This is a genomic window from Niveibacterium umoris (genome assembly GCF_014197015.1).
Lineage (GTDB): Bacteria > Pseudomonadota > Gammaproteobacteria > Burkholderiales > Rhodocyclaceae > Niveibacterium > Niveibacterium umoris.
Map to the genome: position 1 here is coordinate 1 of NZ_JACIET010000003.1, position 14,526 is coordinate 14,526.

The 14,526-nt window shown below is 63.8% G+C and carries 10 protein-coding genes; 6 read left to right on the plus strand and 4 right to left on the minus strand.

All coding sequences use genetic code 11. The annotated features are described in order from the left end of the window. Window positions 1-3,138, plus strand: a 3,138-nt coding sequence (locus tag GGR36_RS19470; protein ID WP_183637317.1) for a VCBS domain-containing protein, incomplete at its 5' end; no start/stop codon positions are given. 111 nt (window positions 3,139-3,249) lie between these two features. On the opposite strand, the gene GGR36_RS22165 is transcribed toward GGR36_RS19470, so the two are convergent. Next, window positions 3,250-3,873 (minus strand): TetR/AcrR family transcriptional regulator, encoded by a 624-nt coding sequence (locus GGR36_RS22165; RefSeq protein ID WP_183637319.1) that lies wholly within the window; start codon window positions 3,871-3,873, stop codon window positions 3,250-3,252. A 180-nt stretch (window positions 3,874-4,053) separates the two neighbouring features. Between GGR36_RS22165 and GGR36_RS19480 the strand changes: the two genes are divergently transcribed. Continuing rightward, the gene (locus GGR36_RS19480; RefSeq protein ID WP_183637322.1) at window positions 4,054-5,361 is read left to right on the plus strand and encodes a DUF4397 domain-containing protein; all 1,308 of its coding nucleotides are present in this window, start codon (window positions 4,054-4,056) and stop codon (window positions 5,359-5,361) included. Between the two features lie 83 nt (window positions 5,362-5,444). Here GGR36_RS19480 and GGR36_RS19485 read toward each other — a convergent pair whose 3' ends face one another. After that, entirely contained in the window at window positions 5,445-7,373 is a 1,929-nt protein-coding gene (locus GGR36_RS19485) for a bifunctional diguanylate cyclase/phosphodiesterase (RefSeq protein WP_183637325.1), read from the minus strand. Window positions 7,374-7,382: 9 nt separating this feature from the next. Then, a complete protein-coding gene (locus tag GGR36_RS19490) occupies window positions 7,383-8,033 on the minus strand; it encodes a transglutaminase-like cysteine peptidase (RefSeq protein ID WP_242533465.1) in 651 nt (216 codons plus the stop codon). Window positions 8,034-8,341: 308 nt separating this feature from the next. Here GGR36_RS19490 and GGR36_RS19495 point away from each other — a divergent pair, with 308 nt between their 5' ends. Beyond that, a complete protein-coding gene (locus tag GGR36_RS19495; protein WP_183637333.1) occupies window positions 8,342-10,150 on the plus strand; it encodes a TolC family outer membrane protein in 1,809 nt (602 codons plus the stop codon). A gap of 67 nt (window positions 10,151-10,217) precedes the next feature. Here GGR36_RS19495 and GGR36_RS19500 read toward each other — a convergent pair whose 3' ends face one another. Beyond that, a complete protein-coding gene (locus GGR36_RS19500) occupies window positions 10,218-11,312 on the minus strand; it encodes an aromatic ring-hydroxylating oxygenase subunit alpha (protein ID WP_183637335.1) in 1,095 nt (364 codons plus the stop codon). 152 nt (window positions 11,313-11,464) lie between these two features. On the opposite strand from GGR36_RS19500, the gene xseB reads away from it, so the two are divergent. The 3 genes from xseB to dxs are packed head-to-tail and all read left to right on the plus strand — an operon-like array spanning window position 11,465 to window position 14,517. Further along, complete coding sequence (gene xseB / locus GGR36_RS19505; RefSeq protein WP_183637338.1) at window positions 11,465-11,710, plus strand: exodeoxyribonuclease VII small subunit; 246 nt, start codon at window positions 11,465-11,467, stop codon at window positions 11,708-11,710. After that, a complete protein-coding gene (locus GGR36_RS19510; RefSeq protein ID WP_183637341.1) occupies window positions 11,707-12,600 on the plus strand; it encodes a polyprenyl synthetase family protein in 894 nt (297 codons plus the stop codon). The genes xseB and GGR36_RS19510 overlap by 4 nt, the downstream gene beginning before the upstream one ends. A 39-nt stretch (window positions 12,601-12,639) precedes the next feature. Continuing rightward, window positions 12,640-14,517: a 1-deoxy-D-xylulose-5-phosphate synthase gene (dxs, locus tag GGR36_RS19515; protein WP_183637344.1), complete on the plus strand. Its 1,878-nt coding sequence runs from the start codon at window positions 12,640-12,642 to the stop codon at window positions 14,515-14,517. Window positions 14,518-14,526 lie beyond the last annotated feature (9 nt).

Below are 14,526 nucleotides of genomic sequence, written 5' to 3' on the forward strand. Positions count from 1 at the left end.
GTCACCGACGTGGATTCGGGTGAAGCCGTGTTCCAGACCCCGGCCACGCTGGCCGGCACCTACGGCACCTTCACCTTCAACACCACGACCGGTGCGTGGACCTACGCTGCGAACAACAGCCAAGCCGCGATCCAGTCGCTCGGCGCAGGCCAGTCGCTGACCGACTCGATCACCGTGAAGTCCGCGGACGGCACCGCTTCGCAAGTGATCTCGGTGACCATCAACGGCACCAACGACGTACCGGTGATTCAAGGCGGTGCTGCGGGAAGCGTGATTGAAGCCGGCGGCGTGAACAACGCTATCGTTGGCTCCCCAACGACCTCAGGTACGCTCTTCGTGATCGATACCGACGCAGGCCAATCGACCTTCCAGGGCGTCGCGCCCGCTTCGCTCAACGGCACCTACGGCACCTTCACCTTCAACGCCGCGACCGGCGCGTGGACCTATGCGCTGGACAACAGCAAGGCGGCCACGCAAGCACTCACCGCTGGCCAGATCGTGCATGACAAGCTGACCGTCACGAGTCTGGATGGCTCCGCGACCAAGGCGATCGATGTGACCGTGACCGGCGCGAACGACACCGCTGCGATCACCGGAACCGCCACCGGCACGATGACCGAGGACGTTGCCGTCACCTCGGGCAACCTCACTGCGTCGGGCAACCTGGCGGTGACCGACGTGGATTCGGGTGAAGCCGTGTTCCAGACCCCGGCCGCGCTGGCCGGCACCTACGGCACCTTCACCTTCAACACCACGACCGGTGCCTGGACCTACGCTGCGAACAACGCGCAGTCCGCGATCCAGTCGCTGGGCGTCGGTCAATCGCTGACTGACTCGATTACCGTGAAGTCGGCCGACGGTACGGCTTCGCAGGTCATCAGCGTCACGATCAACGGCACCAACGACGTGCCGGTTGCCGTGGCGGACACGGCTGCAGTCAAAGAGGACACAACGCTGACTGCCACCGGGAACGTGATCACCAGCGCGCCGGGCAGGGATACCGATGCCGACGCGACCGATTCGCTCACGGTCACCGGCGTAGCCAGCGGTACACCGGCGCTTGCCCCGGTCGGCGCTGTGGGCACGGCCGTTGTCGGCACCTACGGCACGCTGACGCTTAACAATGACGGCACCTACAACTATGTGCTGAACAATGGCAGCACGGCCGTGCAGAACCTGATCGCCGGACAGGTGGTCAATGACTTGTTTACCTACACGATCAGCGATGGCCATGGGGGCTCCGCGACGACGACACTGACCGTGGCCGTCACCGGCACACAGGACCTTACCGCGGGTACGCCGTCAGTCGTGAATGTGACGGCGACGGGCCTCAACGGCGAGTACTACGGTTACAACGAATCCGCCACGCCCGGCGCCGGCTACCGCACCCACAGCGACGACGGCACCGCCACGTTCGGCAACCACCTGGTGGCGGGCAACCTCAATTCGGTTGAGGACATGTATGCCATCATCAACGGGCGCAACGCGCTCGGCGGTGGTACGAACAACCTGGTCGGCACCTCCGCTACCGCGACGACCAATGTGGCTGATGTGACGTTCAAGGCGCGGACGCTGGACTACGGTTTCAACCCCACCGTCAATTCCGCGCTAGGCTCGAACAGCAACGTCGCGCCGGGGACCGCCCTGCCTGCCGGGGATGGCAACGCGAGCTCGACCACGCGTGGGCTGAGCAACTTCCTCGATCAGGATCAGCCGACCGGCATGGTGCAGATCGGCGCCGGCAATACCGGCGGCACCTCGGGGCTGGGCAAAACCACCGACGCGGCGGTGCGGCTATCGGGCCAGATGTACGTGCAGCACGGCTCGTATGACTTCCGCGTCACCGCCGACGATGGCTTCCGCCTCAACGTCGCCGGCCAGACCCTGCTCGAATACGACGGCAACCAGGGGCCGACGACGCGGATCTTCACGAACGTGCAGCTCGGCGATCTGAACGGCGGTCTGCAGGCCTTTGAACTGCTGTACTGGGAACAAGGCGGCAACTCGCGCCTGCGGATCGAGTACAAGCCCAGCGGTGACCCGGCAGCCAGCTACCAGGTGATGGGGCTGACGAACACCGCGCTGTTCACCAGTGAATCGGCGCCGACACTCACGGATCCGCGCATCCAGGATCTCGTCTATGACGCGGTCAGCGGCTCGTGGCAGCTTCGCACCGGCAGCATTCTCGACGGCGATGCCTCGAACAATACGATCACCGGTGGTGCGAGTCGCGACTGGCTCACCGGCGGCGCCGGCGATGACACGCTCAACGGCAACGGCGGCGCAGACGTGCTGGACGGCGGGTCCGGGAACGATGTCCTCAACGGCGGAGCGGGCAATGACATCCTGACCGGTGGATCCGGCACAAACACGCTGACTGGCGGCACCGGGGATGACACCTACCGGCTTACCACCGGCAATGACACGCTGGTTGAAAACGCCAGTGAAGGCACCGACACGGTCATCCTGGACAGCACGTATTACGCAGCCCACCCGGCGGTGACCACATTCACACTCGCGGCCAACTTCGAGAACCTGACCGCAGAAGGCACATTTGCCATCAATCTGACTGGTAACGCTGCCAACAACCGGATCGAGGGCAACAGCGCCAACAACGTCATCGATGGTGGCGCGGGCAACGACTACATCATCGGCGGCGGCGGCAATGACACGCTCACCGGGGGCAGCGGTTCAGACGTGTTTGCGTGGCGCCTCGCCGACGCCGGCCCGACCGGATCGCCGGCCTCCGACACGATCACCGACTTCACCTATGGCGGCGGCTACAGCAACGTGCAATCCGGTACGGCCGGAGTTCCCACAGGCGGCGGCGATGTGCTCGACCTGCGTGATCTGCTGCAAGGCGAACACACGAGTTCGGGCAACACAGGCAATGCCGCGTCGGCCGTCGAGATCAGCAATCTGCTCAACTACATCGACGTACAGATTTCCGGCGCCAACACGATCCTGCACATCAGCAAGAACGGTGGCTTCACGGGTGGCACGTTCAATGCCGCCGCCGAAGACCAGACGATCACCTTGCAGGGCGTGAATCTCTACACCGCAACCGGCGTCACCGCAGGGGACGAGTCAACATTGTTGAAGACGCTGATCAAGAACGGGACCCTGGTCGTGGATTGAGCAAGCGGCTCTTCGGTCAGCAACGCAAAAAAGGGCAGCGCATCAGCGCTGCCCTCTTTCATGCACAACCGGCGACGGAAACTCCGGCGCCGCGCACCGCGCGCCCGGCCTTCACATGCGCGGCGTCCGGACTCCGTCGAAGAACAAGGTCAGCATCGTCTGCACGATCGTCTCGTCGTCGAGCGCCCCGCCCCGCTTGAGAAAGTCGATGGTCGGATCGCAGGTCCGCGCATAAAACGACAGCAGGATGGCTTCATCCGGCAGATCGGTGCGCAGCTTGCCTGTGGCTTTGGCGAACTGGATCCAGAAGCCGAGTCGGCTGGACAGTTGCACCACCAGCGCGACATAAGCATCGTCTTTCGTCAGCGCATCCACCAAGGCCGAGTTGCTCGATGGCAGGGTCGGCAACCCGCCCGCCAGACGCAAGCGCAAGGCCCACTCCAGCACCGCCCGCAAGGACTCGTCCGGCCCCAGCTCGGGCGAAAGTGTGTCGATGTACGCAAGCACACGCCCGAGCATCCGCCGCATCGTCGCGGTCGCCAGTGCCTCCTTTGACGCGAAGTGCTTGTAAAGGCTTGCTTTTGCGATGCCGACAGCAGCAGCGACCTCGTCCACCGTCGTCTGATCGTAACCCCGGTTCGCCAGCAATTCGTGCGCGGCATCGAGGATCGCGTCTTCACGCGCCTCGAACTGGCGCTGCTTGAAGCTGGGTTTTTCGTTCACCACCGGTTCCATGCGCGAATTCTAGCCCAATACCGGCGCAAAAATACCGCGCCGGATACAAAAAGTCCATCTTGTATATTTTGTGACTGCTTAGTATAAATAGTGACACGGAGGTTGATTTGGGAACTGATTGTTCTCATCTCCCGGATCGCTCCGCTCACAAACCCGGTTTTTCGCCAAGGAGAGCTCCCAATGAAACTGGTACGCGCATGGCTGACATCTCTCATTTCCATCGGCGTCCTCGCCGCTTGCGGGAGCGACGACCCGACTCCGCCGCCCACGCCCAAAGCCAGCCTGCGTGTGGTTCACGCCAGTGCCGATGCGCCGGCTGTTGACGTGTATCTCGGCGGCAGCAAAGCGCTCACCAACGTGCCGTACGGCGCGGCAAGCAGCTTCCTGCAGGTAGCGGCCGGCAGCCCGGAGGTCAAAGTCACACCGACCGGAGCAACCACGCCGGAGGTGATCAAGGCGACGCTGACGCTCGCCGCCAACAGCTACACCACGGTCGTCGCCGTCGGCAGCCTCGCCGGCGGCACAATCGAACCCTTGGTGATTGCGGAAGACGGCACCGCCCCGGAAAGCGGCAAACTCAAATTGCGGGCGGGCCATGCATCGCCCGGCGTGCCGGCAGTGGATATCTATGTGACGGCACCGGATGCAGCGCTCTCGAGCGCCACCCCGGCCGTGGCCAACGCCGCTTACAAGGCCGTCAGCAACGCGCTGCAGATCCCGGGCGGCGACTACCGCATCCGCGCCACGCTTGCCGGCACCCAGACGGTTGCCTACGACTCGGGCAAAGTGACGCTGGCCGCGGGCTCGGATCTGGTGGCTTTGGCGGTGCCCGCCAGCGGCGGCAATTCGCCAGTGAGTCTGTTGGTGCTGACACGCGCTGCCGACACGCCGAAGCTATCGATCCCCGACGCGACGGCCCAGGTCCGTGTGATGCACGCTTCACCCGACGCCCCGGCGGTTGACGTCTTGGTGGATGACGTCAAGGCACTGTCCGCCGTGCCCTTCCCCGCTGACTCGGGCTACCTGAGCCTGCTGTCCGGCGCACGCAACTTCAAGGTAAACGCCGCGGGCACCGCGACCACGGTGATCAACGCGACACCGACACTGAGCGCAGGAAAGTCCTACTCGGTGTTTGCGGTCGGGTTCCTGTCGGGTATCGAAGCCCTGTTGCTTGAGGACGATCGCACGGTCAACGCCAACCTGGCGCGCATCCGCGTGATCCACGGATCGCCCGATGCGCCTACCGTCGATGTGCTGGCGAACGACGCGAAAGTGCTGAGCAACGTGCCGTTCAAGACCGCCAGCAGCTACCTTGAAGTGCCGGCCGGAAACTATGTCTTCAAACTGAACCTTGCGGGCACGGCCACCACCGCCTTCACTTCACCATCGGTCGCGCTGGAAGCAGGCAAGGTCTACACCGCCATCGCCATTGGATCGGCCGCCGGCGGCGCCCACCCGCTGACGATCAAGTTGCTGACTGATCGTTAACCCTCTGCTCGGCGGCGTTCCGAACCCGGGCGCCGCCATTTGCCACGCCAGCGCGCCGCAACCGAGTTGCAGCGCGCCCCGCCCTATGCCTGGCCGCGCTTGCTCACTGCCGGCCCGGTAACGCCAGCCACACCCAGCTCGGCCAGCATGTGCCATTCCGCTTCGCTGTGGACGCGCTCGGCGATGACCTGGATGTCGAGCCCGCGCGCAACATCGGCGATCGCCTTGACGAGACGCTGGTTGCCGGCGTTTTCCTCGATGCCGGCGACAAAGCTGCCATCGATCTTCAGGTAATCCACGCGCTGGGCGTACAGGCGCGGGATCGCAGAAAAATGCCGGCCAAAGTGTTCGATGCCGAGCTTGACGCCAAACTGCGAGAGGATCGGAGAGATTGCCGCGAGCCCCGAGAGTCCGTGATCCAGCCCGCCTTCGGCGACTTCCACCCACAGGCGACGCGCGGCCGCGGGTGCAGCCGCGAGCAGTTGCTGCAGGCCTTCGCGGAAGCGCAGGTCCTGCAGCGAGATCGGAGACAGATTCACCGCAATGGCGCCGCTGTGCGTCAGCAGGCGCTGCAACGCAAGTTCGACGGCCAGCAGGTCAAGATCGCAGGTGATTCCCAATCGATCGGCAGCCGGCATGAACTGGCCGGCGGTCCAGGGCGGGCCGTCATCCGGGGCGCGCATGCGAATCATCGCCTCGTCGTGCCATGGGCGGCCATCGACATGCACGACCGGAAAGGTCGCCAGCGCAAAACCACGCGCATGCAGGGCGCTGCCCAGCAGGTGGCGCCATTCTTCATGCGTGCGGGCAGCCAGCGGCGCTTCGTCGGTATTGACCACCGGCTCGCTGCGCCCGCCGCTCTCCGCGCTCATCAGTGCCGCATCCGCCCGCGCCAGCACCGTACCCAGTTCGTCGCCGCGCTTGTACAGCGCGACCCCGATGTGGCCTACCGGAGACTGGTCGGCGTGGCCGTGGCGGTGCAGCGCGTCGAGCCCGCGCGCCGCGGCCGATGCGAGTTCGCTTGCCAGCTTGGCGTCACCGCCGGGCATCAGCCAGGCAAAGTCAGCGCCATTGAGCCGAGCCAGCAGGTGGTCGTCCTGGCGCACGGCAAGCTCGCGCAGAACGTCCGCCGTCGCGCGGATCAGCGCATCTGTGCGCTCGCGACCGAGGCGTCGATTCACCTCTGCAAGATCGGCAAGGCGGATCAGCGCGATCGCGCCGCTGGCCGCACTGTCGTCACCGTCGAGTTCGCTGCGCAGGCGGCCGGTGAAGAATCCACGGTTGGGGAGCGCCGTCATGGTGTCGCGGTTGGCGTCCGAACGCAGATCCTCGATCCGGCTGGCCTGCTCGGCGAACATGGCCTTGACCTGTTCGACCATCAGGTTGAGCGCACGCACTGCGCTGCGCAGTTCCAGCACACGCGGTTCAGGCATCGTGATGAAGCGGCGCTCGCCGATTGCAGTCGCCTGCTGCACCATTTCGCCGATCGGCCGCTGGATCCAGCGCATCATGCGCGTGACGCCCCAGCCCAGTAGCACCGCCAGCACGGCCATCACCGCGAGCAATTGCAAGGTGCCGCGCCACAGCGCGTCATAGGCGAATCGCTTGTGGGCGACGACTGTAACCCTGCCTGCCTGCGTCCAGCCATCACTGACCAGCGCTTCGCCGGGTTTGACCGCGATCGGCAGCAGATGCACGAACCACCCCGGCGCCGCCGTCTCCACCTGGGCGTGCTGCCGTTCGAACAAAGTCTTGCCGGTCACGTCCGAAAATCGCACCAGTTCGAAGTGCCCTGAATCGAACAAGGCGGTGACCATCAACTCGCGCATTGCGGGGTCCTTGGCGTGCTGGGTCATCGACAAGGCGAGCGACGCAGCGCCATCGGCACTTTGCGCAAACAGTTGTTGTTCCAGGTAGTTGCGGGCCGTGATCGTGCTGACTGAAAAACTGCCCAGCCAGGCAAGCACACTCGCAACAATCACCGTGATCCAGAGTTGTCGAAGCAATGACATGAGTTCTCCTCAGGGCGTGTAGCCCTCGGCCTTCATTTTGAGCAGCAGGTCTTTCCACCGCGACAGCCGTTCGACCGACGAGACGGCGCCCCCGGCATACACGCCTTCGGCATTGAAGCTGAACACCGGCACCAGGTCCGGCCGCTGAGCAGCCGGGCGGATCTCGCCGATCAGGTTGTCAAGAACCAAGGGCTGGGCATCCGGCGTTTCGTAGTAACCCAGCACCATGTGCGCCTGCGTGATGGAGCTGTTCGGCCCGCCGATGCGTGCCTTGACGTAGATGAGGCGCAGCTTTTCGGCCGGCACGCCAAGCTCGCGCAGCGTGAAGTACTTGCCGATCGTGTAGTCCTCGCAATCGCCCGCGCCCTTGCCCAGCATTTCGATCGGCGTCGCCCAGTAGTCCGGCACACCCCAGACGGCCGAGTCGTCCTCGAAACGGACACGTCGATTGAAAAAGTCATTCACGCGGCGCAAGGTCTCGGCGCCACTTGCGGACTTGCCCGCTGCGACCAGCGCTCGCCATTCCATCACCAGATTGCCGGCAGCCTGCCCGTAACGCTTGGTGGCCAGCGCCACCAGCGCCGCATCGTCGGCCCAGCACCACAACCCGGCAGCAAGTGCAATGCAGATCGTAGCGGCGCCGCAGACAGTCGCGCGCATCGCCCTACCACACGCGGGAATCTGCAGAAGCCTAGGCAAAGTCATGCGCGGCATCGATTCGCTCGCTGCCAGAGCCTTCGAGCAGCCGGAGCCCGACCGCCGCGACCGGGCAGGACGCACCCGGCTCGGGATGCCGAATCGCTAAATTCGCAAAAACCCGTTAAATACACAGATAGATGTGTGAAATTAGGCACGCAATCGGGCTCAAGCCTTTGTTTTCCTTGATGTTACGTGAATAATCCTCGCCAGATCTCGCGCACACGCCGACAGAAGCGTGACGCGCGCATACCAACAAGGACACTTCGTTCATGCAATTTGGAAAACCTGTCTTGCTCACAGCGCTGATCGGGGCAATCGTTTCGGGGGCTGCCGCCGCGAGCAGCAACCTGCCTGAAGCCGTTGAGCAAGCCATCATGCACAACCCCGAGGTGATGGCACGCTATCACGCGCTGCGCGCCGCAGAAAACGAGCAAGGGGCGGCAAAGGGCAACTGGTTGCCGCGACTTGACGCGCAAGCCTTTGCCGGCCAGGAAAAACGCAGCTATCCGAGCCAGAAGACCGACTGGTACGACCACCCTGGCGCCAGCCTGGAACTGCGGCAACTGCTGTTCGACGGCTTCGCCACCTCAAGCGACGTCAAACGACTCGGCTATACCAAGCTGGCCCGCTACTACGACCTGCTCGGCACCTCGGACGACATCGCCCTGGCCGCCGCTCAAGCTTACGCCGACATGGTCCGCTATCGCCGCCTCGAAGAACTCGCGCGTGATAACTGGGCGACACACCGCGAAGTCTTCAGCCAGATCGAGGATCGGGTGAAGGCTGGCGTCGGGCGCCGTGTAGACCTGGAACAGGCCGCAGGCCGCCTCGCACTCGCCCAGTCAAACTGGCTGACCGAGACATCGAACCTGCATGACGTCACCGAGCGCTATCGCCGCATCGTTGGCCAGATGCCCGCCAACACGCTGGCCGCGCTGCCGGATGTCGCTGCGGCGCTGCCGAAGAGCGTCAATCCGGTCGCAGAGGCCGTCAGTGCCAACCCGGCCTTCCGTGCAAGCGTGGCGTCGGTGCGGGCGGCACGGGCGGAAACCGACCTGCGCCGCGCCAGCTACATGCCGAGCGTGGAACTGCGCGTCGGCCAGAACTGGGACCGTAACCTTGACGGCGCGCCGGGCAATTACAGCTCGACGCAGGCGCAAGTGGTGCTCAACTACAACCTGTTTCGCGGCGGCTCCGATCAGGCTCGTGTGAAGCAATCGGCGGAGCTTTACTACGCAGCGGTCGATATCCGCGACAAGACCTGCCGCGACGTGGCGCAGCAAACCGGCATCGCGCTCAACGATGTGCGAGCGCTGCGCGAGCAGATCACCTATCTGGAACAGCACGCGTTGTCGACGCAGAAAGCGCGAGACGCCTATCGCCAGCAGTTCGACATCGGTCAGCGCACCCTGCTCGATTTGCTCGACACCGAAAACGAGCTGTTCGAAGCACGGCGTTCGCTGGTGCGCACGCAAACCGACGCGCTGGTTGCCGAATACCGGCTGCTCGCGCAGGCGCACCGCATCCTTCCGGCCCTGAACCTCGCGCCGATGGCCAAGCAGGCGCCCGACGAAGACCGCCGTGACGGAGAAGCGGAAGACGCCGCCATGACCTGCGCGGCACACGTGGTGGTCGCCCGCCCGCTGGATCTGACCGCTGCCATGGCCAACCGGCCGCCCCGCACACCAAGCCCCGCACCTGCTGACGCGAAGCCGGCGGCACCGAATGACGCCGAGATCGAACTGCCGGTGCGCGCATGGGCAAAAGCATGGGCCAGCAAGGACGTCGCGGCTTACTCTGCGTTCTACTCCAGCGCGTTCACGCCGGAAAACGGCCGCTCGATCGAGCACTGGAAGTCGTTCCGCAACAAGTACGTCGCCAAGAACGGCCCGATCTCGCTCGATATCGGCCAGATTTCGGTACGCCGGGTAGACAAGGACACGGCTGAAGCGACCTTTCCGCAGGACTACCGCTCGGACGACTACAAGGACAAGGTGCTGAAGACGCTGGTGTTCAAGCGCGAGGGCAATGCCTGGAAGATCGTGCGCGAATACGCCAATCCGCCGACGCATTACTGAGCACCCGCGCGCTGAAATGCAAACGCCCCGCATCCGCGGGGCGTTTTCGTTAGCGGGCAAGCGTTCGTCAGCCCAGATGCGGCGCCATCACGCGGCGATAGAACTCGTGAAAGTGCTGCATGCCGTCTTCCATCGGCGTCTGGTACGGCCCGACTTCGTTGCGCCCCTCCGCCATCAGCGCGCGGCGCCCACGATCCATGCGCTCGCCGATCTCGTCGTCCTCGATGCAGGTCTCCATGTAGGCGGCCTGCTCGGCCTTGATGAAGTCCGGTTCGAAGGCAGCGATTTCTTCCGGGTAGTAGAACTCGACGATGTTGGTGGTGCGGTTGACATCGCGCGGCACCAGCGTGCTGACCACCAGCACATGCGGATACCACTCGACCATGATGTTCGGGTAGTAGGTCAGCCAGATCGCACCGTGCTTGGGCAGCTCGCCGCCGTAGTAGTCGAGCACCGCCTTGTGCCACTTCGCGTAGCTGGGCGAGCCTGCCTTCGCCAGCGAAGTAATACCGACGCGCTGCACCGAGTACCAGTCGCCGAACTGCCAGGTCAGATCATCACAGGTAACGAAGTTGCCAAGCCCGGGGTGGAACGGCGCAACGTGGTAGTCCTCCAGATACACCTCGATGAAGGTCTTCCAGTTGTAGTTGCACTCATGGACCTCGACGTGGTCGAGCACATAACCGGTGAAGTCCAGCTCGCCCGCGACCTGCATGCCGGCAAGATCCTGGTTTGCCGAGCGCGGCCCTTTGAAGAGCAGCCCTTGCCATGACTCAAGGCGCTGCTTGTTCAAATGCAGACAAGGGTTCTGCGGGAACTGGGGCGCGCCGATCAACGCGCCTTCCTTGTCGTACGTCCAGCGGTGAATCGGGCAGACAACGTTCTCGGCCTTGCCGGCCCCCTGCAGCATGATCGCCTGGCGATGGCGGCAGATGTTGGACATCAGCCACACATCATCCCGGTTGCGGATCAGCATTTTCGAGTGATCCATCCACTCGATCGAGCGATAATCCGATTCTTCCGGGACCATGAGCTCATGGCCCACGTAACCAGGTCCGGCATCGAAGATCAGGCGTTTCTCCAGTTCGAAGACCTTTTCATCGAAATACCATGACACGGGCAGTTGCGAGACTGCCGGCGCCAGCTGTTCACGCTGAGACATATGGGGAACCTTACCTCCACCGCCGGCCACGGCCGGCTCGCGAAAAAGCGACAAAGTATAATTAAACCAATGACCTACGAAAAGTCTTTCAGCTCGGGCATGATACCCCTCCCGCCCGGGAACTCCACGCCTTCACGGCTCACGTAATCTCGATGGCCAAATCCAGCGACAAACCCAAGTCTTTCGAGGCGGCAATGTCCGAACTCGAAGCAATCGTATCCGCCATGGAATCGCCCGATCTGCCGCTCGAGCAAGCGCTGGCGCACTACGAACGCGGAACGAAACTGCTGCGCTTTTGCGAAGGCACGCTCAAGGATGCCGAATCGCGAATCCGCATCCTTGAGGGCGATCGGCTGGAAACCTTCAGCGGCGACGCAGACGAAGAAGCCGCGCAATGACAGACAGCCAGTTCAGCACCTGGATGCGTGAGCGCCAGAGCGCAACCGAAGCCGCCCTCGATCGCATCCTCCCGGGCTCGCATATCGCACCGCAGCGCCTGCATGACGCGATGCGTTACGCAACGCTCGGCGGCGGCAAGCGGGTTCGCCCGCTCCTCGTGTTCGCAGCCGGTGAGCTTGCCAGCGCGGGCCCCCGCGCGCTGGAACACGCCGCCTGCGCAGTCGAGTTGATCCACGCGTATTCGCTGGTGCATGACGACATGCCGTGCATGGACGACGACGTGCTGCGCCGCGGCAAGCCGACCGTGCATGTCGAATACGACGACGCCACTGCGCTGCTCGTAGGCGACGCGTTGCAAACGCTGGCCTTCCAGGTCATCGCCGAACCGGGGCTGATGGCCGACTCCGCCCGCCAGCTCGAAGCAGTGACCCTGCTTGCCCGCGCCTCAGGCTCGCGCGGCATGGCCGGTGGGCAGGCGATCGATCTGGCATCGGTCGGCCAGACGATCAGCCGCGAAGCACTCGAAGTCATGCATCTGCACAAGACCGGCGCACTGATTCGCGCGTCGGTGCAACTTGGGGCGCTGTGCGGTGACGTCCCCCCTGACGCACTTCAGGCGCTCGACCGTTTCGGCAAGGCCATCGGCCTGCTCTTCCAGGTAGTCGATGACATCCTGGATGCCGAAGCGGACACCACCACGCTGGGAAAGACAGCGGGCAAGGACGCCGCGAACAACAAGCCGACCTATGTCACCTTGCTCGGCGCGCCCGAAGCAAAAAGGCTGGCCGCGGAACTACGCGCCGAAGCGCGTTCGCACCTTGCCGCGTTCGGCGATCGCGCCGGGCGTCTGACCCAGCTCACCGACTACATCGTGGACCGTTCATTCTGAAGAAACGGCCCGACACGCCATTTGGGGACCCTGTTTGAAATGACCTCTTTTCCCTTGCTTGACCGCATCGAAAGCCCGCAAGAGTTGCGCAAGCTCGATCGCAAGGAGCTGCAGCCGCTGGCCGACGAGTTGCGAGGGTTCTTGATCGATTCGGTCTCGAAGACCGGGGGACACCTCTCGTCCAACCTTGGCACGGTCGAGCTGACCATCGCGCTGCACTACGTCTTCAACACGCCTGAAGATCGCATCGTCTGGGATGTCGGCCACCAGACCTACGGACACAAGGTCCTCACCGGCCGCCGCGAAGGCATGGCGACGTTGCGCCATTACGAGGGCATCTCCGGCTTCCCGCGACGCTGCGAGAGCCCCTACGACACCTTTGGCACCGCCCATTCGTCGACCTCGATCTCCGCCGCACTGGGCATGGCGATTGCCGCTCAGCGCGCAGGGCAGGCACGCAAGGCTATCGCCGTGATCGGCGACGGCGCGATGAGCGCCGGCATGGCATTTGAGGCCCTGAACAATGCCGGCGTTGCCGAAAGCGACGTCTTGGTGATCCTCAACGACAACGAGATGTCGATTTCGCCGCCCGTCGGCGCGCTCAACAAACATCTGTCGCGCCTGCTGTCCGGCCGCATCTTCAACGGCGCCCGCGACATCGGCAAACGCTTCCTCGAGCAACTGCCGCCGCCGGTGTTCGAGTTCGCCCGACGCACCGAAGAACACGTCAAGGGCATGATGATGCCGGGCACCCTGTTCGAGGAATTCGGCTTCCGTTACTTCGGCCCGATCGACGGCCACGACCTCGACGCCCTGGTGCCGATGCTGCAGAACCTGCGCGACCTCAAGGGCCCGCTTTTCCTGCATGTTATAACCCGTAAGGGCCAAGGGTACAAACTCGCCGAGAACGACCCGATCCTTTACCACGGCGTGGCGAAGTTCGATCACACCGAAGGCATCGCGACCGGCGCGCCGAAGACGGGATCGAAGCAAACCTTCACCCAGGTGTTCAGCGACTGGCTGTGCGATATGGCCAACGAAGATCCGCGGTTGATGGCCATCACGCCGGCAATGCGTGAGGGCTCTGGGCTGGTGCGGTTCGAACAGGAGCACCCCGACCGCTACTTCGATGTCGGCATCGCCGAGCAGCATGCATTAACGTTCGCCGCCGGTCTCGCCTGCGAAGGCGCGAAACCTGTCGTCGCGATTTATTCCACATTTCTGCAGCGCGCCTACGACCAGCTCATCCACGACATCGCGCTGCAGAACCTCCCGGTGGTGCTGGCGATTGACCGTGGAGGGCTGGTGGGCGCCGACGGCGCCACGCACCACGGCGCCTACGACCTCTCCTTCCTCACCTGTATCCCGAATATGGTGGTAATGGCCCCGGCCGACGAAGATGAGTGCCGCAAGATGCTGACCACCGCATTCAGGCACGACGGCCCCACCGCGGTTCGTTATCCGCGTGGCAGTGGCACTGGCGTAATTCCCGACGCGGCGCTCACGCCGCTCCCGATCGGCAAAGCCGAAATCCGACGCAATGGCACGCGTGTCGCGCTGCTCGCTTTTGGCACCCTGCTCTCAAGCGCCCTGAAAGTCGGCGATGCGCTCGATGCAACCGTAGTGAACATGCGTTTCATCAAGCCGCTTGATTTGGAAACACTGCGCGCGGTCGCCGAATCCCATGAACTGATCGTCACGCTCGAAGAAAACGCCGTTATCGGCGGCGCAGGCTCCGAAGTGGCGCGCGGGCTTGAGGAACTGGACATTGCCCGTCCGATGCTACGGCTGGGCCTGCCCGATCGATTCATCGACCATGGCGATCAGGGCCAGTTGATGAAAGAGATCGCACTCACCGCCGATCAGATCGTCGCGCGCATTCGCACCAAGATGGACGCTATCGGCCTAATAGTTTAGTAACTTAGT